At 38.2% G+C, this 23,273-nt stretch carries 19 protein-coding genes; 7 read left to right on the forward strand and 12 right to left on the reverse strand.

The window, feature by feature from the left end:
• Positions 1 to 223: 223 nt before the first annotated feature.
• From nagE to AC4BHP_RS12235, 6 genes are all read right to left on the reverse strand, one after another.
• Complete coding sequence (nagE, locus tag AC4BHP_RS12210; protein WP_490552468.1) at positions 224 to 1,678, reverse strand: N-acetylglucosamine-specific PTS transporter subunit IIBC; 1,455 nt, start codon at positions 1,676 to 1,678, stop codon at positions 224 to 226.
• 142 nt (positions 1,679 to 1,820) lie between these two features.
• Positions 1,821 to 2,291: a PTS sugar transporter subunit IIA gene (locus AC4BHP_RS12215; RefSeq protein ID WP_066106329.1), complete on the reverse strand. Its 471-nt coding sequence runs from the start codon at positions 2,289 to 2,291 to the stop codon at positions 1,821 to 1,823.
• 224 nt (positions 2,292 to 2,515) lie between these two features.
• Positions 2,516 to 3,958: a PH domain-containing protein gene (locus AC4BHP_RS12220; RefSeq protein ID WP_490552470.1), complete on the reverse strand. Its 1,443-nt coding sequence runs from the start codon at positions 3,956 to 3,958 to the stop codon at positions 2,516 to 2,518.
• Positions 3,955 to 4,473 (reverse strand): PH domain-containing protein, encoded by a 519-nt coding sequence (locus AC4BHP_RS12225; protein ID WP_490552472.1) that lies wholly within the window; start codon positions 4,471 to 4,473, stop codon positions 3,955 to 3,957. The genes AC4BHP_RS12220 and AC4BHP_RS12225 overlap by 4 nt, the downstream gene beginning before the upstream one ends.
• Before the next feature lie 157 nt (positions 4,474 to 4,630).
• Positions 4,631 to 5,476 (reverse strand): aldose epimerase family protein, encoded by an 846-nt coding sequence (locus tag AC4BHP_RS12230; protein ID WP_490552474.1) that lies wholly within the window; start codon positions 5,474 to 5,476, stop codon positions 4,631 to 4,633.
• A gap of 138 nt (positions 5,477 to 5,614) precedes the next feature.
• Complete coding sequence (locus tag AC4BHP_RS12235; protein ID WP_139892234.1) at positions 5,615 to 8,713, reverse strand: efflux RND transporter permease subunit; 3,099 nt, start codon at positions 8,711 to 8,713, stop codon at positions 5,615 to 5,617.
• 111 nt (positions 8,714 to 8,824) lie between these two features.
• On the opposite strand from AC4BHP_RS12235, the gene AC4BHP_RS12240 reads away from it, so the two are divergent.
• On the forward strand, positions 8,825 to 9,658 hold the full coding sequence (locus AC4BHP_RS12240; RefSeq protein ID WP_490552477.1) for a TetR/AcrR family transcriptional regulator: 834 nt from the start codon (positions 8,825 to 8,827) through the stop codon (positions 9,656 to 9,658).
• 180 nt (positions 9,659 to 9,838) lie between these two features.
• Entirely contained in the window at positions 9,839 to 10,471 is a 633-nt protein-coding gene (locus tag AC4BHP_RS12245; RefSeq protein ID WP_139892232.1) for a YesL family protein, read from the forward strand.
• 139 nt (positions 10,472 to 10,610) lie between these two features.
• Here AC4BHP_RS12245 and AC4BHP_RS12250 read toward each other — a convergent pair whose 3' ends face one another.
• The 3 genes from AC4BHP_RS12250 to AC4BHP_RS12260 all read right to left on the reverse strand — a co-directional run bounded on the left by AC4BHP_RS12250 (position 10,611) and on the right by AC4BHP_RS12260 (position 13,693).
• On the reverse strand, positions 10,611 to 11,432 hold the full coding sequence (locus tag AC4BHP_RS12250; protein WP_139892231.1) for a carbohydrate ABC transporter permease: 822 nt from the start codon (positions 11,430 to 11,432) through the stop codon (positions 10,611 to 10,613).
• 16 nt (positions 11,433 to 11,448) lie between these two features.
• Positions 11,449 to 12,327 (reverse strand): carbohydrate ABC transporter permease, encoded by an 879-nt coding sequence (locus tag AC4BHP_RS12255; protein ID WP_066106306.1) that lies wholly within the window; start codon positions 12,325 to 12,327, stop codon positions 11,449 to 11,451.
• 70 nt (positions 12,328 to 12,397) lie between these two features.
• Positions 12,398 to 13,693: an extracellular solute-binding protein gene (locus AC4BHP_RS12260; protein ID WP_490552480.1), complete on the reverse strand. Its 1,296-nt coding sequence runs from the start codon at positions 13,691 to 13,693 to the stop codon at positions 12,398 to 12,400.
• 138 nt (positions 13,694 to 13,831) lie between these two features.
• On the opposite strand from AC4BHP_RS12260, the gene AC4BHP_RS12265 reads away from it, so the two are divergent.
• Together AC4BHP_RS12265 and AC4BHP_RS12270 are read left to right on the forward strand one after the other, a co-directional pair.
• The gene (locus AC4BHP_RS12265) at positions 13,832 to 15,031 is read left to right on the forward strand and encodes an ROK family transcriptional regulator (protein ID WP_066106300.1); all 1,200 of its coding nucleotides are present in this window, start codon (positions 13,832 to 13,834) and stop codon (positions 15,029 to 15,031) included.
• A gap of 78 nt (positions 15,032 to 15,109) precedes the next feature.
• The gene (locus AC4BHP_RS12270) at positions 15,110 to 16,717 is read left to right on the forward strand and encodes a glycoside hydrolase family 43 protein (protein WP_490552559.1); all 1,608 of its coding nucleotides are present in this window, start codon (positions 15,110 to 15,112) and stop codon (positions 16,715 to 16,717) included.
• Positions 16,718 to 16,954: 237 nt separating this feature from the next.
• On the opposite strand, the gene AC4BHP_RS12275 is transcribed toward AC4BHP_RS12270, so the two are convergent.
• On the reverse strand, positions 16,955 to 17,653 hold the full coding sequence (locus AC4BHP_RS12275) for a DUF3862 domain-containing protein (protein ID WP_490552481.1): 699 nt from the start codon (positions 17,651 to 17,653) through the stop codon (positions 16,955 to 16,957).
• 183 nt (positions 17,654 to 17,836) lie between these two features.
• Between AC4BHP_RS12275 and AC4BHP_RS12280 the strand changes: the two genes are divergently transcribed.
• Positions 17,837 to 18,538, forward strand: coding sequence for a hypothetical protein (locus tag AC4BHP_RS12280; protein WP_490552483.1), 702 nt, complete (start codon positions 17,837 to 17,839; stop codon positions 18,536 to 18,538).
• Between the two features lie 148 nt (positions 18,539 to 18,686).
• Positions 18,687 to 19,325 (forward strand): hypothetical protein, encoded by a 639-nt coding sequence (locus tag AC4BHP_RS12285; RefSeq protein ID WP_490552485.1) that lies wholly within the window; start codon positions 18,687 to 18,689, stop codon positions 19,323 to 19,325.
• Between the two features lie 156 nt (positions 19,326 to 19,481).
• Here AC4BHP_RS12285 and AC4BHP_RS12290 read toward each other — a convergent pair whose 3' ends face one another.
• The gene (locus tag AC4BHP_RS12290; protein WP_066106884.1) at positions 19,482 to 20,330 is read right to left on the reverse strand and encodes an SAM hydrolase/SAM-dependent halogenase family protein; all 849 of its coding nucleotides are present in this window, start codon (positions 20,328 to 20,330) and stop codon (positions 19,482 to 19,484) included.
• Positions 20,331 to 20,989: 659 nt separating this feature from the next.
• Between AC4BHP_RS12290 and AC4BHP_RS12295 the strand changes: the two genes are divergently transcribed.
• Positions 20,990 to 21,913: an aldo/keto reductase gene (locus AC4BHP_RS12295; RefSeq protein ID WP_139892228.1), complete on the forward strand. Its 924-nt coding sequence runs from the start codon at positions 20,990 to 20,992 to the stop codon at positions 21,911 to 21,913.
• Positions 21,914 to 22,058: 145 nt separating this feature from the next.
• Here the strand turns inward: AC4BHP_RS12295 and AC4BHP_RS12300 are convergent, their stop codons facing one another.
• On the reverse strand, positions 22,059 to 22,931 hold the full coding sequence (locus AC4BHP_RS12300; RefSeq protein ID WP_490552489.1) for a hypothetical protein: 873 nt from the start codon (positions 22,929 to 22,931) through the stop codon (positions 22,059 to 22,061).
• Positions 22,932 to 23,273: the final 342 nt, after the last annotated feature.

Below are 23,273 nucleotides of genomic sequence, written 5' to 3' on the forward strand. Positions count from 1 at the left end.
TTTGTTATTTATTGCTGATAGCTTAGACTACTTCGCTCGCATGGATGTGCTTGTAAGACTGAAAAAAAAGCTCTTTCCATATCGACTGGAAGGAGCTTTCGCTTGAGTTGCATTAAATTATAGGCTGTTTTTAGATGCTTGCAAAAAATGAAGCTAAGTTGCCAATTTAATAGGATCCACTTGAAATTCTATGATTGTATCTTTCATTTAAAACGATTATGAACTAGTTCTTTACTAATTTTTTTAATTCATCAGCAACAAACTGAACGTTTGTACCGACAATAACCTGCAGACTTTCCCTTCCGGTTATCTTAATACCATGTACACCGGTTGATTTAATTTTATTTTGATCAACCGCTTCCATATTTTTGACTTCCAGTCTAAGGCGAGTTGCACAATTATCAACAGAAACGATATTTTCTTTCCCACCCAATCCTGTATAAATCGCAGCAGCTAAACTAGCATATTTATTTTCAATAGTGGCCGCAGCAGATTGCATTCCATTTGCCTCATTCTCCAATTCTTCTCCTCTTCCAGGTGTATTAAGATTAAATTTCACAATAATGAACCGGAACAAGAAATAATAAATGACTGCAAAAATTAATCCTTGGACAATCAGCATATAAGGCTGATTAGCAAGCGGTAATCTGAAACTTAGGGCAAAGTCTATAAAACCAGCACTGAATCCAAACCCCGCTGTCCAATGAAAAGTGGCGGCAACCGCTAGAGAAATTCCTGTCAATACAGCATGGACTAAGTATAATAATGGGGCTGCAAACATAAAAGCAAACTCAAGAGGTTCTGTCACACCTGTAAAAAATGCAGCAAAGCCTGCAGCAAGCATTAAGGAAGCAATCTGTTTCTTATGTTTTGTTTTCGCCGTATGATACATAGCCAATCCAGCAGCAGGTAACCCAAACATCATTACCGGGAAGAATCCGGCCTGATACATTCCGGTGACACCTTTTACACCTTCACCTTTCCAGAAGTTACTGATATCATTAATGCCCGCAACATCAAACCAGAATACTTGGTTTAACGCATGGTGTAGACCGGTTGGTATTAATAATCGATTGAAGAATCCGTAAAGACCGGCACCTACAGCTCCCAATTTAGAGATACCTTCACCAAATGAAATCAGTGTTGTATAAACAGGAGGCCAAACAAAGAGTAAAACGATAGAGACAACCAGCATGGCTAAGGCTGTCATAATTGGTACCAAACGTTTACCGCTAAAGAAAGCCAATGCATCCGGAAGCTTGACATGACTGAATCTGTTATACATGGAAGATGCTATAATACCTGATATGATTCCGACAAATGCATTTTTGATTTTATCAAAGCCTGGTTGCACATTTTCTAATTCAATCCCCTTTAACATCGCAACCGTCTCCGGTGCCAGCAGGGTCGTTACAACTAAAAAGGCAACTAAGCCACTTAAAGCAGCTGAACCATCCCGATCCTTTGACATTCCAAGCGCCACACCGACTGCAAACAGGATTGGAATACTGTCTATAATTGATGATCCGGCTTTGATTAAGAAGGCTGCCACAGGACTCTCTGCACCCCAGCCACTCGGGTCAATCCAGTAACCAAGTCCCATCAAAACAGCAGCAGCAGGCAAAACTGCGACAGGCAACATTAACGAGCCGCCCAGCCTTTGTATATACTTCTTCACTTTACTCCCTCCACTTCTTTTAATTAGTGAGCTAGACTACGCTTTCAAGCCATAAATTTGACCAGATTTTGAAAACGTTTTCAAAATAATGCACTTTCCTAAAGTTCTCATCACCTCCTTTCATGTATAATAAAAAATAGTTTTAGATTGTCATAATAACCGTTTCACCTTGTGTACACGTTCCCTTACTGCCGTAGGTAATTTCCTTATCGCTATTCATCACTATAATTGGAGTAACCGTACTTTCAACTCGCTCCTCTAAATACGCCCAATCCACCTCTATCAACAATTGTCCAGCTCTCACCTGTTCTCCTTCTTTAACAGAAGGCTGAAATCCTTCTCCATTTAAGGCAACAGTTTCAAGACCAATATGAATTAAGACCTCAATACCAGATTTACTACGGATCGCAATGGCATGTTTGGTTGGAGCAATCATGATAATCTCTCCATTAATAGGCGCATATACATGGCCGCCCGATGGCTGAATTGCAATACCCTCTCCCATCATTTTTTGGCTGAATACCGGATCGGGAACCTCTTCAATTGAAATAACTGTACCATTTAACGGTGCCACCAAATTATTCTCTTTCTTCTTAAAAAAACTAAATGCCATTCTTAATTGCTCCTCTCTGTCTATAGATATGAATTGTATTTAGAAATTAATCTTCATCCTGTCCCATTGAACAAAAAAGGCATGGCGGAATTAGAAATAGGTTACTTCTAACCTATCACTTTACCACCATGCCTGATCGTATCAGTTACATGTGAGACAGATAACATTTCTATCTCCATAGTATCATTTTTCTTATGTAAATTACAGGGGAATTTTGGATGCACTTACAATCTTTTTATATTTTCACTACCCTTATACCATTCATGAAATTCGACAACGACTTCCTTTGGTACATCAGGTAATGAAGTAATGACAACCGGCTTGGAGCGATTGGTGAATTCCAATGTAGCCACGTTAAATTTACGCTGCAGCCATGAATATTTACTCACGGTTTGCTGAATATTCTTACGTTTTGTTAAAAAGGTTTCTGTAATTAAACCGCCATTTCGTACTTGGATGAAAGCATCCGTTTGCAAATAGCTTGTAAATTTATAATTAAGGAGGCGGAGAATCAGCTCAATTACAAATACACCTATAGCCAACCAAATCCAGTCTTTCTTGAATAAAAAGAGACCGATCAAAGCAGCAATCGTCCAGTAATAAGGGCGAATTAGCCTTAGCCATAATACGTGCTTCGGTAAATGAGTCATTTCTTCTTCAATATGATAATCTGGCAATAATTCATTCGTTAACGAATAGGCTTCATGCTTTGGTAAAAATGGATAAAGTGAACTAATCTCCTGTTCACTACTCTCTGTTTGGCCGGCACTTACTACCTTGACCTCGGCCATCCCCAGAAGACGCTTGATTAAAGACTGTTTAATCGTAATCGCCTGAACCCTGCTTTTTTGTATAGAAAAAGTGTTTCTGTTCAACACTCCTTTAGAAATATAAATCCTTTGATTATCACCGGCTATTTCATAATTCCCATACTTGATGACAGTTTGGATATATCCTATTCCAAAAGAAAGAAGAAGCGCAATTACAATCAACGGAACCAATAAACCTAAGTGATTCATAAAGTAGGTAAACACTGCTTTAGTGGATTCCTCTACATTAAAAAAATCATCAATATTTGAGTACACAGCTGCCAGAAGAGGGAAAATGGCTAGAAAACTGAATGACGTCAGCGCAGCTTTTAGGTTATCTTTCTGAGTGGAGCGGAAGTAGATCTGCTTTTCAACGACTTCTTCTTCTTTTGCTTCATCTAACCGATTGGAATTTTTCCTGTATACTAAATCAAGGATGCGATCCGCTTCCTCTGAACTAACAGCCTCAAAGATTAGAGTCGATTCGTCATCCGTAGTCCCGGTTTCAAGTTTAATCGTTGTTAGCCCAAGCAGCTTATGAATAAAGTTTGTTTGAATATGATGGTCCTGAATTCGTTCATAGGTTGTTGTACGCAGCTTTTTAACCAACACACCCTCATGAAGAACGATCGCTTCTTCGTTCAATTCATAGGTATTTGAATACCATTTTAATGGAATGTATATAAGGGCCCAGGCAACAACAGCCCAAAATGCATATCGCGCCCATACAACCCAACCGGTCTCTGTGCCAGCATTTAAAATAAATAGGAAGATGATAATAAATAAGAGACTTTTAATAAATGAAACGATTTCTATAAGAATCCAGGCAGGATGCTGTCTTTTTTTAGAGTGATTCATAACTCCTGCTCCATTCCTTTTTCATCACGGTCTTTAACCTTCGCGAATATCGCAATTTGCTCCCTTAAAGCGATCGCTTGTTCAGCTGGTATCGCTGGAATCGTATGATTTGTAGTTGTGGTTCCTATTTCAACATCATAAAGCTGATACTTTCGTAAGAAGGGGCCTTGATGTGTCGATACATATTCTACTTTTGCCATCGGAATCACAATGTGCTCTACAATAAAATGGCCACGCTTCAATTGAACGTATTCCTCGTCAATCTCGTATCTCCAGGTTTTATATTTATAGTACGGTTCAAATAAAATTTCATAAATAGCTGAAAGCACTGTCAAACCTATAAGCACGATTATAGTATAGGTGATCCACGTTTTCCATTCATACATTTCAGATAGATACCATAATACCCCAGCTACGAGGATAGTGGCTCCATGCCCAAGTGTTTTGGACAGCCTCCAAACCAATATACTGTCCTTCGATATTCTCTGCGTCGGTTCTTGAATCTGTAAATACATTGCTCCACATCCCTGCCTATCTTTTACTATCTATACGTGAGGATAGATAGTTACTCTGTAATGCTCCTATCCCTTATTTCGACAAAAAACCTTCTATTCCTTTCAATCAGACAAAAAAACCCGGTAACTAGCCTTACCGAGTTGTATCCTTCCAGGTTTATCCCAGCTTGATTGAGATACTGCATTTAGCCTGTAACTCTTCATGTGCAGGTAAACGAACAACACCTTCCATTTGTTCAAATCCACCAGGTAATGCCATCCATGGTTCAAGACATACATATTGATCGGGCCGTTCTGACCACACAACAATGGTAGTAAAATCGTTACTATACTCAACTTCTATAATGTCTTGATTATTACTTAGTCTGGATATCCCTTCAGATACCGGATTGAAATTCTTTGCATCCTGAATAGGTAAATCTTTTAGATTTTCTTCGTACTTTTTTGTTATGCCATCTTCATTATCAACATATTGAGTTGCTGGAATTTCATAACGACTGTTTGGATGATTCGCATTAAAATAAGGATGAAAACCAGCATAGAATGGCATGGTTTCTGATGATAAATTTTTGTAGGTTTGGTAGATACTTAGTTTTCCGTCTTCCAATTTATACGTAAATTCTAGAGAAAAATGAAAAGGGTATTGTTTAAAGCTTTCTTCATCATCCTGCAGTTGTAAAGTAGCCCAATTTGAAGCTTGATCGATTACTTTCCAAGCTTTATTCCGGGCAAATCCATGCTGTCGCATTGTATATGTATGTCCGTTTAATTGATATTCATTGTTTGGTAATGGACCACAGATTGGAAACAGAACCGGGTTTCCTCCGCGGATATTTTTTGCTGGATCCGCAAACGTTTCCTCTTGTAAATATAAAATGTCCTTTCCATGAAGAGTTAGCTGAATTAAGATGCCCCCTCTTTCCGGACATAAAACCGCTCTTGAATCTGTGGCTTTTTCCGTAAGAACGATTACGTTATAACCCGCCATTACTTCCATCGTCATTCCGTTCACTCCTTAAACCTAAATTGATTTATATTTGTGAATTATACCACAATTCATACTCATATTGATTAATGGCTAGACAAAAAAACACAGTTTCGTTAGCAAACTAGGTTGCTAGGAAACTGTGTTTTTAGTTGTTTAGTCTTCTACTATATCCTTACGATTCTTCTTAAGCATTTTAGAAAGTACCTCATAAACAATCGGTACTACTACTAAAGTTAATAGCGTGGAACTAATCAAACCGCCAATAACGGTAATAGCCAGGTCTTTTGAAACAAGACCTCCACCGCCGCCATCACCGAGTGCCATTGGTATCATTGCACCAATTGTAGCAATAGCAGTCATGAGAATTGGGCGCAATCTTGTTGCTCCAGCCTCAAGAATGGCTTCACGCATCTTCATTCCTTCACGTTCCATGTGAATGATACGGTCAACTAACACTATGGCATTTGTAACAACAATACCAATTAACATTAACAGACCCATCATAACAGATACAGAAATGGTTTGATCAGTTAGATATAATCCAACAAATGAACCTATTACTGCAAATGGCAAGGAGAACAGAATGGCAAATGGCGCCAATCCTTCACGGAATGTGACAACTAGGATAAAGTAGACAATTGCAACTGCTGCAATCATGGCCACCCCTAGCTGTGTAAATGTCTCAGTCATATCTGCTGCAACGCCCGCAACTCCCGTCGTTACACCCTTAGGTAGATCGAGTTTATCCACTTCTTCATCTGCTGCAGTTGAAGCCTTGGATACATCTTCACCGATAATGGTTGCAGACACAGTCGCATAATACTCACCTTCAGAACGAGCTAATGTGTTGAGTGTTGTGCCTTCTTCAACTTTTACTAACTCGGATAAAGGCATTGCCGTACCCTGTGCAGTTGGTATTGGCGTTTTCAGTAAGTCATCCATTGATTTCGGATCAGCTTTCGCTTCACGTTGAACGACTACCTCTATATCATTGCCATCATTTTCAACTGTCGTTAATACTTCTTTTTGATCAGATGCATTTAGTGCCATAACAATTTGGCCAGTAGTTAAACCATATTGCAGGACATCCGCCTGATCCACATTTAATACGTGCTCAACATATGGATCCTCGGCATCAGAAGTCACATCTTCAACTTCATCCACATTACCGAGAGCGCCTTCCACTTGTTTAACAGCATTCTGCAGATCATCCAAGTCCTTACTGTAAATCGTGTAGCTTACTTCATTGGATGACATGCCGCCCATAGCTGCAAAGTCTTGCAGCTTCCATTCACCTGATTGGCCGATATTAAGTAAATATTCTTCAACTTCTTCTTTTGCCTCACTGAAGTTTTCCATATCAGGATCAAAGATGAGGAACATTAATGCTCCGCCAGCACCGCCGCCCATAGCCATAGATGCTGCCATATCAGCAGAATCAGAATCGTTTACGGATATCTGGATTGTATCTATATCTTTCCGATCCATTAACTTCTCTTCGACTTGCTCAATGTTTTTCAATGTATCTTCCTGTAACTCACCAGTAGCTGGTGTGTACGTAATATACATTGTTTTCTCTTCCTGTGATCCCATAAAGCTGAATCCAATTAACGGTGTTAAGGCTATTGAACCAACTAGCAGAACAACAGCGATAATGGAGGTGATGATTTTATGGTTCAGCACCTTCGCCAATACACCTTTATACCATAATGCTAGTTTACCTACTTCTTTATGCTGACCTTCTTTTCTTTCACCATATATTCCTTTACGGAATAAGAAGTGAGATAGTGCCGGAACAATTGTAATGGCCACGATTAACGATGCAATCAAGGCAAATGACATTGTTAAGGCGAATGGCATGAACAATTCTCCTACCATACCACCAATGAAGACCATTGGGGCAAATACTGCTATCGTTACTAATGTTGAAGACAATATAGGCTTGAACATTTCAAGCGTTGCTTCACGAATCAGTGCACGCCCTCTAAGCTTCTCTTCTTTCAAGTGCATTCTTCGATAAATATTTTCCACAACGACAATGGAGTCATCAATTACCCGTCCAATCGCAACCGTAATCGCACCAAGTGTCATGATATTTAAAGTAATATCCATCCAATTCAAGAGCAACAATGCCATGAAAATGGATACTGGTATAGAGATAATGGATATAATCGTAGATTTGATATCCCGTAAAAATAACAAGATAACCAGAATCGCAATTAATCCGCCAAATAAAGCTTTTTCAATCATCGTAAATACAGAGTCTTCAATTGGTTTACCCTGGTCAAGCGTAACATCGATCTTCAATCCATCGATTGCCTTCTCCTGGTCATCAATTAAATCTTTAACAGCATTCACGACTGTCACGGTATTTGCTTCCTGCCCTTTAACGATTTGAATCGCTATGGCATCCTTACCGTTCGTACGTGAAACGGATTCTACTTTACCAACCGTTTCAATTTTTGCAATGTCACTCAATTTCACAAATGGCGTTGGATTTTCCGCAGACGGTGTAACTGGAATGACCATGTTTTTCAGGTCATCAACTGTTTTTAGTTTACCATCTACATAAACCGCTTCTTCGCCTTCCTCAAACTCATAAAGACCGAGTGAAAGCTCCATATCACTCGCCTGAATCATTTCCTTCACTTTGTCTTCAGTCAGTCCCAATTGCTTCATCTTTTCCTGATCGTAACTGAAGTTTACTTCTTCTATATGCTGTCCTGTGATAGTTGCAGAAGCTACACCATCAATATCTTCAATCTTAGGCAGGATTGTATCTTCAACAGTCGAGGTTAAATCTACAATGTCCTCTTCCTCACTGCTGATGGATAAGGATAGAATCGGCATCATATTCATACTGATTGCCATAATAGATGGTTCTTCAGCATCCTCCGGCATTTTTACTCCGTCAATAGCTGATTCAAGCTGACGCTTTTTCTCATCCATATCTACTCCGTACTCATACTCTACCTGAACCTGAGATACACTGGATGATGAATTGGAATATACGGCATTGACATCTTCAAGTCCTTCTATTGCCTTCTCCATTGGAATGGAGACTTCATTCATTACTTGCTCTGGAGCAGCACCGGGATATACACCCATTACAATTAAGTAAGGAATAGATATATCTGGAATTGACTCCATTTTCATTCTTGTACCTGAATAGATTCCTGATGCTGTAATAATAATCGTTAATAGCCACACGGCCAGTTTATTTCCTAAAACAAAGTTGACTAACCCCTTCACCCTTACACCTTCCTTTAACTAAAAAAATTCAAACAATTGACTCAATTCCTACAATTAATTATAATAATGACTGGTTGGTCAGATGTCAACTAAATGAACAGGGGTGTCGGCATGGTTAAAAAACAATTAATAATGGAAAGGGCCTTTGAGCTTTTCGCAAAGAATGGAATTGAAGCAACATCTGTTCAACAAATAACGGAAGTATGCGGAATCTCAAAAGGCGCATTCTACCTATCTTATAAATCTAAGGATGAATTAGTTTATGCACTTATTGATTACTTCCTGAGCGATATGGCAGCGAATATTGAACAGGCGGTCAGTGAATCTAATTCAGACCATTCACTGCTTTATCATTTTTATTTTAATATTTTTAGTTCGTATCAAAGCCATTCCAACTTTGCAAAGGTTTTAATAACAGAACAATTTACCTCCTGTAGTATGGAATTATTTGAACAGTTATCAAAATATGATCAATTTATGAACTCTATTATATTCTCTATTGTTGACCGACAATTTCCAAATGTGGATGATTCGATGCGACCAGATTTGGTTTATACCATTAAAAGTTTCTCTAAACTATATGCAGAGCTATTCATATCAAATTATCCTTTTGAGCTTGATACAGTATGCAAATCGTTAGTTGAAAAGGTAACCACTCTAGCTAACCAGGCAGACATTCCGCTTATTTCAGCAGAATATTTAACCTATACAAGCTCAAAATCTATCATTCCTACCAAGGGGGAACTGGTGGATTTGCTCACTGCAAAAAAGGATGAAATATCAGATCAAACCATACAGCAATCATTAGAGCTATTAAAAGATGATTTATTGAACCCCCAATATCCAGGAGTCATCATTCAAGGGCTACTAAAAAACTTAAAGGCAAATTCCCACACTAAATGGACTGCTTATTTATATGAAACATATTTGGAGACATTACAATAAATTTCAACAACCGGAATTATTCATAAATCCCAAACGCAGAAAATGCCTGGGATTTTATTTATACTTATTGATAGTTCCATATCAAATATTCTATTTATTCTATTAATATTTATTACACCCTGCGATATTGCAGTATAATAAATAGAATAAGATGATTTCACCAGGGAGGGGTTTTCGTAATTGAAGGATTTAGGAAACAGCCTTTATACCATATTGGAATGGGTTATGAGGTTTGCTTATGTAAATATATTATGGATTTTATTCACGCTGGCCGGTGTAATTGTTTTAGGGATATACCCCGCCACCACAGCCATGTTTTCTGTAATGAGAGAATGGTTGAGAGGGAATTCGGATTTACCTGTGTTCAATACTTTTTCGTCCTATTACAAAAAAGACTTTTGGAAAAGTAATCATTTAGGAATTTATACATCCATTATCTTTTTATTGATAGGTATTGATCTTTTTTACATACAGAGCGAGGCAAGCAAGCTTATGACCTGGACTCATATCCCGATATTTGCTTGCATTCTATTTTTTATCTTTTTACTTTTTTACCTGTTTCCTGTGTTCGCTCATTATGATTTAACGGTACGATCCAATTATAAACAAGCATTCTTCATTATGTTAATTAGCCCAATCCAAATTATCATGATGGTCATTTGCCTTGTTGCATTTTCAATCATCTCGTTCATCTTCCCTGCACTTGCATTTATTTTTGGTTTAAGCTTTTATTCCTTTATTACATCATGGTTAGCCTCTTCCTCTTTCAAACGTTTAGAGGCAAACAACAAAATCAAACAGACTGATTTATAACTCTGTCAGTTAATTAAAACGCAAAGCACAAATGCTCCTTTATCGCACTTGTGCTTTTATTGATTTCATTGAATAAATTCCTTAACCATAAAAACGACATACTCCCCATGCCAGGTGTATGTCGCTTTGGTTTATCCTATTATCCTTTTACTGCGCTAGCTGATAATCCTTCAATTACTTTATTACTAAAGAAAATAAAGGCAAGCAATAATGGTAGGAAACTGATAATTAATGTGGCACCGATGGCACCCCAGTCAGTCATATACTGTCCAATAAAATTCTGAATGCCGACTGTTAAGGTTTTATATTTATCAGAGCTGATAAACGTATTAACAAAAACGAATTCATTCCAATTGTAAATCATATTGATGATGACTGTCGTAGAAAGAATAGGCATGGACATTGGCAGGACAATCCGGAAAAACATCCGGTTGATTGAGCTTCCATCTATGATCGCAGCCTCTTCAATTTCTCTTGGCAATGTAGTATAGAAGCCAAGCAGAATCATCATCGTAATCGGTAAATTATATGCAGTGTAGGTAAGAACAATCGACCATGGATTATCAATTAAGTTTACGTTCAAAAACATATTGAACAATGGAATTAATGCTGAGTGAATTGGAATCATCAACCCAATCATAAACAAACCAAGCACCAGCTTACTGAATTTCCAATGCATCCTCGTAATCGCATAAGTTGCCATACTTGCAAAAAGAACTGTCAAAATAATGGCTACTCCTGTAATCCAAATACTATTAAAAAAGTATAATCCTATGCCTCCATCCCAAACCTTCAAATAGTTTTCCCATCTAAATTCGGAGGGAAGAGCAAAGGGCGAACCCGCAAATATCTCCTGATTGCTCTTTAATGAAAACAGGAAAAGCCAAATAATTGGGAACACCTGAAAGACCGCAACAACTGTCAAACAAATATATAATACTATCTTTCCAAAACGAGCCATTCTTTTCCTCTCCTCTCTAATATTGGATTTCTTCCTTGGATGCAGTCAGTTTATTGATAATAAACGTCACAATTAACGTAATGACCAGTAACAGGAAGCCAATTGCACTGCCGTAACCAAAATTAGAGGATGAGAAAGCCAGCTTATACATATAGGATGCCATTACTTCACTGGATCCGTTCGGACCTCCGCCTGTCATAACATAAATAAGATCGAAATATTTAAGTGAACCAACAATAGCCAGTACAATTGTAACTTTTACAACTCCCATGATCAGCGGCAATTTAATCTTCATGGCAATCTGCCATGGAGTAGCACCGTCTATTTTTGCTGCTTCAATTAAAGATTCAGGTATATTTTTTAGGGCTGCATAATAAATCAAAATATAAAATCCTGCATACTGCCATAGGATGGGGATAAAAATAGCATATAAAACGATAGATGTATCAGATAACCATAATGGTGGATTTTCAACCCCAAACCAAACCAATATCGTATTTAATATTCCGTTCGATGGATTGAACACTTTAATCCAAAGCTGCGCAATAGCCACTGAAGATAGTAGCATTGGAATCAAATAAATTTTCCTTAATAAATTTGCCCCTTTTATTTTGGAAGCAAGAATGAGAGAAATAGCTAAATAGATAACTAAACTCAATGTTGAAAAGATAGCCAGTAAAATGGAATGCCAGGCACTATCCCAAAATTTCGCGTCCTGGATTGCATTTATATAGTTCTCCAATCCAATAAACTTCATGGCTCCAATGCCATCCCAATCCATAAGTCCATAATAACCTGTCAAAATAAGCGGGATAAAAATCAGTACACTGACCAATAACAAAGCCGGCAGAATATACATAGCTATAATCCACTTATTGGACATCACCTTATTCATAAAAACCACCTCATCTGTATGTAGGAAAAGGATTCATCGTATCAGGATGAATCCTTTTTCCTTTGTCGTTTTACTTTGAAGAAAGCGCCTTTTCATGCTCTTTTGCAAATTTCTCTGGAGTTGTTTCCTTGCCGAATAAAGCTTGAATTTGATCTAAGTGAACCTGTGCTGCATCGGAGCTTAATTGTACATCCGCATATAAGGTAATATTAGTTGCTTTATTTAATTTCCCTAAAACATCTACATACATTTGCGGCAAATCTAGCTTCTCAGCATCAATTTTAGTAGCTGGTATTACGCCGGCATCCGTGACAGATTTTTCTCCCCACTGCTGAACAAAGTAAGATACGAAATCCTTCGCCTCTTCTTTTACTTTAGAGTCTTCAGAAACAAACAATCCTACTCCAGGTCCACCAACATAACTGTTCATATCCCCTTTTCCATCAACAGATGGGAAGTCAAAGAAACCAACCTGATCTTTAAATTCCTGAGGTACATCTGGATTTGTTGTGTAGTTTGGCAAATCCCATGTAGCAATTAGATACATAGCGGCTTGGCTGTTCATGAACATACTTTTTGCTTCTTCATCAGATAAACCGTTGAATCCGTTTACAAATCCATTTGCATCAACTAATTCCTGTACTTTTTCAGCGGCAGATACAAGCGCTGGATCTTCGAAAGAACCTGAACGATCAATGGCACCTTTCAATGCTTCAGTCCCGCCAATTCGATCTGCTAAATACATATACCATAATGAACCAGTCCATTTATCCTTATTACCTAGCGCAATTGGCTCAACTCCATTTTTATCAAGCGTTTTTGCGGCCTTTACTAACTCATCAAATGTTTTTGGAGCTTCTAAGCCATTATCCTTAAACATTTTCTTATTATAGAAGACAGAGGCTATATTAAGCTCCAGTGGCAGACCGTACGTTTTACCATCGATTTGGTAAGCTTCCGAAGTACCAGCTACAAAAGAATCCTTTAAATCTCCTTCTAGAATGTCATCCAGCGGCGCAAACTTTTTGCCATCCACGTATGGTTGGAGGTATCCTGCTGACCATGTCATTCCCACATCAGGAAGTTCATTGGAAGCAGATAAAACTTTAATCTTATCCTTGTATTGTTCATTGCTAAGTACTTCAAGCTCAACCTTAACATCCTTATGTTCCTTCTCATAATCAGCAACGATTTTCTGAACAATTTCATGATGTTGTTTAGAGCTTCCTTCCGGCCATAGGTGCATAAACTTAACAACTTTCTTTCCATCACTGTTTGACTTTTCAGTTTCTGACGAACATCCCGCTAGAACTAAAAATAAGGCCAAGAACCCAGCAAGAAATGAAAACGCTTTCTTTTTAAGCATAATTAAACCCCCAATAGTTAATTTTACTTACTATTAAACTTAAATTTAGAATATCATGGAATACTTTGTTTGTCTACTAGATAAACAAAGTATTAGATGTTACTATTATAGTAAATGTGATAGAAATGAGGCGGACCATTGAAAACGTATAATCAGCAGGTTGTAAAAAAAGAAAATAAATCTTTGGTCATGCATGTTATTAAGGAATCTCCTCCTTTATCACGCACAGATGTGGCCAATAAAACCGGCCTTAATAAAGGAACAGTCTCTTCATTGGTTTCCGAGCTTATAGAGGAACAGCTCGTATCTGAATCCGGACCTGGCAAATCCAACGGTGGCCGACGGCCAGTTATGTTATTCTTCAATGAAAATGCAGGCTATTCCATAGGAGTTGATCTTGGAGTTAACTATATTTTAGGAATCGTAACCAACCTACAGGGGAAAATCCACAAAGAAAAACTGGAAAAATTCCAGGAACTAACCTATGAAGATATTAAAAAAAGACTGTATGAAATGATTGATTGTATGATTGCTTCCATTCCTGATTCACCATATGGTTTAGTCGGGATTGGTATTGGTGTACCGGGCACAGTTGATACAACTGGAAGAATTTTAATGGCTCCCAATTTAAACTGGAAAAACATCGATTTGAAAAATATGGTCGCAAAGAAATACTGTGTACCTGTTAAAGTTGAGAATGAAGCAAACTGTGGGGCATATGGCGAAAAAAAATTCGGTGTCGGAATAAACTTCACCAACATGATATACATCAGTATTGGGTTTGGAATCGGCGGCGGCTTAATCCTGAATAACCAACTTTATCAGGGCAATAATGGACTTTCAGGGGAGCTGGGTCACATGACAATCGAAAGAAGCGGAGAAAAATGCCGCTGTGGAGACCATGGATGCTGGGAATTATATGCATCAGAGAGAGCCCTAGTCAGTCAGGCGAAGCTCATGATGAATGATCCCGCCATTACACTCGAACACTTAATTGATCTTGCTGAAAATGAAGACCTAACAGCAATTGAATTATTCAGTGAAATAGGGAAATCGATTGGGATTGGCATTAATAATATCATTAATATTTTTAACCCTAATCAAGTTATTCTTGGCAATCGCCTGGCCGCCTGTGAAAAATGGATTCACTCTTCATTAGTAGAAACCATAAAAAATCATTCTCTATCTAATCATCAAAAGAACTTACATATACAATATTCAAGTTTAGCGAGTCATTCTTGCGCACTGGGCGTAGCTGCTTTTTCAACTGAACATTTCTTAGATAACGACCTGTATCATCAAAGTATTCAGACCTATCCATTAGTGCATCAATATTAGCTGCTTTCTTTGCTGACGCAATCAAGATTACACATTTATGAAAGCGCTTCTGTTTTTTTATATATTAAGGAGGCTACAATAATGAAAATTCAAAACCCTATTTTAACTGGCTTTAACCCTGATCCAAGTATTTGCAGACGTGACGAAGATTATTATATTGCCGTTTCTACGTTTGAATGGTTCCCCGGGGTCGGTATTTATCACTCTAAGGATTTAAAAAATTGGTCATTAGTTTCCCGCCCATTAAATAGATTAAGCCAATTAAATATGATGGGAAATCCTGATTCAGGGGGTATTTGGGCTCCTGCTCTCTCCTACCATGATGGGAAGTTCTGGCTCATTTATACAGATGTCAAGGTGACAGGCGGACAGTGGAAAGACAGCCATAATTATCTCAGTACCTGTGAAACGATTGATGGCGAATGGTCTGATCCAATCCATCTTAATAGCTCTGGCTTTGATCCATCTTTATTCCATGATGATGACGGCAAAAAATATCTTGTGAATATGGTCTGGGATCATCGCCTTGGAAACCATAGTTTCTATGGAATTGTACTTCAGGAATATAGTGTAGAAGAGAAAAAGTTAGTTGGAGATAAAAAAATTATCTTTAAAGGAACCGACATCAAACTGACAGAAGCTCCGCATTTATATAAATGGAATGGCTACTACTATCTGTTAACGGCAGAGGGTGGAACAAAATATGATCACCAGGCAACCATTGCCCGCTCCAAAACGATTGATGGACCATATGAAGTACATCCGGAAAATCCGTTAATTACATCGTTTCCTTATCCAAGAAATCCATTACAAAAAGCGGGCCATGCTTCTATCGTTCACACTCATACAGATGAATGGTTTTTAGTTCATTTAACCGGACGCCCTCTTCCTAAAGAGAATCAGGCATTGCTGGATCCAAGAGGGTTTTGTCCGCTCGGCCGTGAAACAGCCATTCAACGATTGACTTGGGAGAACGATTGGCCGTATGTAGTGGGCGGTAATCAGCCTTCTCTTGAAATAGAAGGACCTAAGATGGAGGAAGTAAAATGGGAAAAAGATTATCCTGAAAAAGATGATTTTAACGAGAAATCATTGAATCTTAACTTCCAAACTTTACGGATTCCTCTAGGAGATCATCTCTCATTGGAAGACAAACCAGGTCACTTGCGATTGTACGGTAAAGAATCACTCACTTCAAAATTCACACAGGCTTTTGTGGCAAGACGCTGGCAGCATTTTAACTTTACAGCTGAAACTAAATTGGCTTTTAACCCGGACACATTCCAGCAGGCCGCCGGCTTAGTAAACTATTACAACACGGAAAATTGGAGCGCCCTTCAGCTTACATGGAACGAAGAGAAAGGTAGAGTTCTAGATTTAACCGTATGTGATAATTTCACCTTTGATCGACCATTGAGTGGTAATGAAATTCCGGTACCGGATGAAATTGAATATGTTTATATACGTTCCGAAGTCCAAACAAACACATATCACTACTCCTATTCATTTGACGGAGAAGCTTGGACACAAATCCCAGTAACCCTATACTCTTATAAACTATCTGATGATTATATCCGCGGTGGCGGATTCTTTACTGGAGCCTTTGTAGGCATGCAGTGCCAGGATACATCCGGAGAAGGCAAGCCTGCAGATTTTGATTACTTTACTTATAAGGTCAATGAATAATTTTAGTAGGGTAAAATAGACTGCATTAGCTTAAGAGAGGATATCCAGACCGGATATCTTCTTTTTCAGAATTTAGCTCGAAACTTAGCATAAAGAGATTTCCCCCACAAAATAGTATATACTTTCCATTCCTGAGGATAGATTTAAGGCAAAACTAAAATAGCCGCTGGACCTGATTAACATGGATTCCAAACGGCTAGTAATTATCTATTCATGTAAGGTTTACATTAGTCCCTATTACTCTAATCCAAACTGTGATTTACTTTGTAATTTTTCTCCTTGGAACATAAGAATAGCATTTGCCCCCAAGCTGCCTTTACCCTTATAGGTATACATCACTGTATGATAATCAGTACCTTTTTCACCAGTTTCAGAAGTGATTTCTCCTTCCCCACCAATGATGTTAAAAACTTCTTGCGAAGACATACCAGTTTCCAATTGATTATACTCATTGAGCGTGATTTCTACTTCAGTATTTTGATCCAGTCCTGCCTGAGCTTTATTAATCAGTTTTCCACCTTGGAACATCATAGTAGCAGCTGACATAAAACCATCTGTTTCAAATTCATAGATAATAGTATGAAATTCACTGCCTTTCTCTCCAGACTCGGACATTACGGTACCTTCCGCTCCAATAATTGCTACTACCTCATCATAGGTCATTCCAATTTCAATTTTATCGAATTTTTCCTTGGTTAATACATTATTGGTCCCTGCTTCTGTTTTAGTCTCCTGTGTATTCTCCGCCTCAGCTTCTGTAGCTAATGTCTTTTGTTCACTCACAGACTCCTCAGACTGCTCTGTACTTTCCTGAGTTGTTGCCTTGGTTTCATTTTGCTCATCTGTTGTCTGCTCAGCTCCTCCACATGCAGATAAGGTAAGGATGGCAACTAGGAAAACAATTCCCAAAGACCCAACTTTCTTATAAATTTTCATAGCAACAAACCTCCTTAATGTACTATATATCCTATGTAATTTATTATACTAGAATAATTAAGAATATTCATACTTTTACCCTTCGACTTTATGCTCTACTGTATAAATACCTCGTAAGCAGATTTCCTATGTTTAAGTCCTTACTGTTTTAGGAAAGGTATAGGTTAACGAGGAGGTTTTCTGATGGATACATTTTTGTATATACTATTTGCTTGTTTTTATGCTGGATTGCTCATTATGATGCTTCAATCCATAAAAAAGAGTGGTGTTAGCATAGTATCGAATGTATTAATTCTGGTTATTGTTCCGCTCACCTATGATAATGCCATTCTTGGCATCGGAAAGTGGATTGGAGTAGGGGAAGTTTTAGAGAATTTGAATGCTGCTCGTTTCTGGTTGCATGCGATTTTTACACCGTTGTTAATTTTATTTTCCTGGGACGTACTTAAACGCGCTGGGGTCAAGTGGGTGAATACCACCTCAGCCATGCTGATTACAGTTGCCTTTACACTAATCGCTTTTTTGATAGAACTATTTACAGTTGTGTGGGATCTCTCACTAAAAGCGGAAAAAAGCTATGGAATTCTAAGCTATACTTCAACCAGTTCCCCTCAAGGACCGCCAATCATGATTTTAATGGTCACCCTGGCACTTCTTGTGTCATCCATTATTCTTTGGAAAAGGACCGGTTGGTATTGGATGTTCGTTGGGACCGCACTTATGATTATCGGGAGTATGGTCAAGATCCCAATTGAAAGCGGCGCAATCACCAATGCGTTTGAATTAATCTTACTCATCTCTCTTGTGTTAACAAAAAGGTATCAGGATCGTTATCAGGGGAAAAAAGACTGGTCTCCAGTTGAATATCTAAAGAGACCAAGCTGATTTTCATCGGCTTGGCTTCTTTAATTTTCGATTGTTAAAATCTTAAACACAACTTAAGAGGTTAAACTACATTACAAAAAAATAATAGATGCGCATTTAAAGGAAATATAAGACAATAAAATAAATCATAGTTATTGGGGGAGTTCATTTGAATTGGCTAGAACCTTTTAATAGAGATTTTTTTATTGATGAAGAAGAGGATAGCTCTCCTTTCTTCAGGAGCAAATCCATTGATGGTAATGGAGTGCCAAAACAATATTCCCTTCTGACGCAATTTTTCCTATTATTAAGTGCACAGTTGAGCGATAGCGTTACTTATTATCCGATAAAAAATGGCCTTATCAAGGATAAGGAGCTGCGAGAAATCATCTTGCACTTCGATGAGCGAAAAGAATTTATAGTGAATGATAAACCGATTGAGATCATGTTGGCTAAGCCCAATAATGATTCTTTAAAGCATCTCATGTCTAATCCCTTAAACCCTGTTATTAAGAGCCTTTTTCCACAAAGCAAACAACTTCAACAAGTTCAATTCTCACCTTCAAGTCCGTATAGAGTAATTCCAGAGAAAATCAATTCCTACGAGGACAAGGAGTTTGGTCTAGTACTAGCCTATTTAAAAGAAAACACGGAAAGCCCTTCATTTGGTTTTCAACTCTCAAATTGGATTCTGAATGATTCCCTAAAAAATTCGCATGCTCTGCGTTATTTCTCTCATCACACACAAACACTTTGCCTGTGGATAGATGAATCAAAACGAATTATCTCCATCGAAATGCAATTTTAGCATTAGCTGAAAGGAGAAAAACAATATTAAACAACACTAGCAGTAAAATATCTAACCTAAAATAACCCCTTGTTCTGAAAAACACACCAACCATGCTTAAGTCGCATAATACGTCTCAATGATGTATTTAAGGAAGGTTAGACAAACCTTCATCAATTATGGCGCTTTACGAATGGTAATGCGCCAATTACTGCCCGTACTAATGTGATAAGTATCAGCGAATGATTTTTGATTTAGGGCCAGCCCCAGATTATCAAGTGAATTAACATAAAGAATGGCTTCCTCTAATGCACTGTCTGCAAAAGATCTGCCATATACAACCTCTTCCTCAAACCTCACTGTTCCATCCTTTTCAATTTGAACCCAGACCTTATCTCCCAGTGAGATTTCCAGTTTTCTAAAGAGTTCTCGCGAAATATTCGTCCATAGATTTCCAAATCGAATATCAAGAATTTCAATAATACCGGTAATCTTATGATCATGTATGTATGCCTCATAAAGGGGTAGTTCAATAAGGGAATCAACAGGTATTTCCGGCCCCACTTCCTCAAAACTAATCACCCCAGCTGCAATCCTTGCCCCTGTATACGCATAAACATCACGCCCGTGGAAAGTGTAGGATTCTCCTGAACGCGGCAAACGATTTACCTTCTCATCTATCACTCTTGCTTCCGTGATGCCAATTTTATTTTTGATATGGGATAGGGTACCGTTATCAGGCGTGACCACATAGTGTCCACCAGAGGTCTTTGCAACGATACTTCGGCGATCGCATCCTACACCCGGATCTACCACCGATACAAATACCGTTCCTTCCGGCCAATAAGAAATAGCCTGCAATAGACGGTATGAGCCTTCCCATATATTAAACGTTGGAATATCATGCGTATTATTACTAATCTTTAAAGATGGCTCGACAGAAAGCGCTACTCCATACATAGCACTTACAGCCCCATCACTTAATCCAAAATCTGATTGAAAAACTAATAAACGTTTCAACTTCATCCCACCCATTTCTTTGTCCAAAATAAAAAACACCACGTCCTTACCATGATGAGGACGTGGTGTGACTTCACGTGGTTCCACCTTAATTCGCTGCTTACTCACATAAACAGCCTTCGTAAGCGTAAAAACGAATCAACGCTTCCTACACTCTGATATGGATAACGAGTACCAAATCTCGTCGAAACCTATTCATATAATTAATAAATTATACTTTCAGCACGAGGCTCAGAGGCCATTTTCAATAATGGTACTTCCCGCTCCTTTTCAGCTGCCGAAGCTCTCTAAAAGAGAAATATCCAGAATCTACTCTCCTCTTCCATACTTTATAATATTTTGAATTATTAAAATTATAATGAGCTTGATTATGCTTTGTCAATATACATTATCCAAATATGGAAACAATAATCGATAAAACTGATGAATTCCCTATTCTTTTTGTACATTGTCTATATCTTATAAAGTGTGTCTACATGCTCGTCTAAATTTCGACTGTAATTCTTTTAACACAGGAATAGAGTCATCCATAAAAAAATTTTCTGAATTATAGTAAAATGGGGACAGCGTACAGATTACGATGAGGGATACACTGTTTTCCGGTATAATCAGTCGCTAACATAGATAGAAAAATAAGAGTTTTTTTAATGGATGGAGGAATAAGCATGAAAAGGATAAAACTTGGTAGCAGCAGTTTAAGCGTTCCAGCTATTGCTGTAGGCTGTATGAGAATTGATTCTATGAATGATGACAATTTAGCAGCACATCTTACTTTTTGTATGGAGAATGGGCTGAATTTCTTTGACCATGCTGATATTTATGGAAATGGCATTTGTGAATCCAAGTTTGGTAAGGCCTTAAAGATTGCGGGATATAACAGAGAAGATGTAATCCTGCAATCAAAATGCGGGATCAAGCCGGGTACTATGTATGACTTATCAAAAGAGCATATCTTAACGTCTGTCGATAAAATACTAACACGCCTGGACACCGATTACTTAGATGCACTGGTACTTCATCGTCCAGACGCTTTGGTAGATCCTGAGGAAGTAGCTGAAGCATTCGATACCTTAGAGAGCTCTGGCAAAGTCCGTCAATTTGGCGTATCCAATCATAAGCCAATGCAAATTGAATTGTTAAAAAAATATGTAAAGCAGCCAATCATTGTAAACCAACTGCAACTAAGCCTCCCCTTTTCGAACATGATTGCTAATGGGATGGAAGTGAATATGCAAACAGAAGGTGCCGTTGAGAGGGATGGTAGTGTCCTAGATTATTGCAGACTCCATGATATAACCATCCAAGCTTGGTCACCTTTTCAATATGGTTTCTTTGAAGGCGTTTTTATCGGGAATGATGAGAAGTTCCCCGAATTGAACGAGACTCTTACAGAGTTAGCTGATAAATATGAAACAACTCCAACCGCTATTGCAGCAGCTTGGATTTTGCGACACCCAGCAAACATTCAGTTGATTGCTGGTACAACTAATCAAAAACGGATGGCTGACATTATTCGGGGCAATGAATTACAGTTAAGCCGTGAAGAATGGTATCGCCTTTATTTGAACAGCGGGCATATATTGCCTTAAAACCTTCCGAATAAAATGAAGAGCCTTAAGATACACTTAGGAAGACACTTTCCTTTCCAGTGTTATCCTATTTGAATTGAGGCTCTTCTTATCTTATTAGAAAGTCATCAATTTCACTAAAACTATTCTCTATCTATACCAACACTTATTCTTTCGTTTCATCAAAATTGCAAGCTATCGCTAGCATGTCAATGGGGTCTGCCACTTCGGAGACCGTATAAACGACTGTACCTTCCTGCCAAGAAATACGGTTATTGTCTGCTTTTTGCGAATCTATATCCGCTTTTACAGAACCATATTCATGGGGCACTGGCAGTTGGTTGCTTTCAAGATAGGAGACCATTTGTTTAGCGAGCGGGACGTAGTCACTGTTGCCTTCTATATTGGAGGCTTGGACTTGTAGATACCATCTTCCTTCATGCCAATTTAGCCACTTATGTCCTGCCCCTGCGTCCTCATATCCTTGGATGGAATGACCCAGATCTATAGGATTCCCTGCCTGGATCCCCTCAGGCTGTATATAGCCGATTTTTGATTTAGCCTCTTCTTCAGTTTTATACTGATGGACTTCTATTACAGCAATCGGTTTTGCAATGGTACTATTGTTCAACTCTTTACTGTTGACTGGTATCATTTTTTCGCTTTCAAAAAATATAACGCGATACATATCAGATTCCGAAAGGGTCGCCGCACTTAGATTCTTGTCCTCAGACGATAGCGGAAGATGTATGGGTAGCTTAGGAGATATTGAGCCTTTGATTTGTTCCTTGGCATCTTTTATTACTTTTTCCTGAGATAATGAGGCATCATGTGAGTCGTTTTGTTCAGCTTTTACAGGGCTTCCGTTGGCAGATTCGCTGTCTTCCTTCTGATCCGTTGAAGATTTTTCTGTTGTTACAGGTTGAGCTGATTCTTCATGTTTCTCCCCTGCTTTTTTATCCGTAGCTGCATCTTCATGCGAGCATCCAGCAAGGTAAATGCTTGTTAAAGCTAGCACGATACCCATCTGTTTCAACATTTTACTCACCCCTTTCTTTGTCGTCTACCACGTTATGATGCCAGATAATCCTATATACCAAAAAACGGTATAATTATAACAAGACTGATTCCTCAAAAAAAAGCATAAACCTTCCGAAGCGGAAAATTTATGCTTTATGTCATTGTAACTTTAGTCATAAAACGGCAGAAAAATAATCATAAATTGGCAAACCTTGATCTATCAATGCTTTCTTACCTTTTTTCTATATTAAATTATCTTCAGAGCTATTCATTGCACCAAGAAAATGCAAATAATTAAAGGTATTTCTGACTTGATGCCATTTTATCATCTATTATCTGACTCACTGCCAATTAAACCATT

Source organism: Pradoshia sp. Z4_20, from assembly GCF_058216035.1.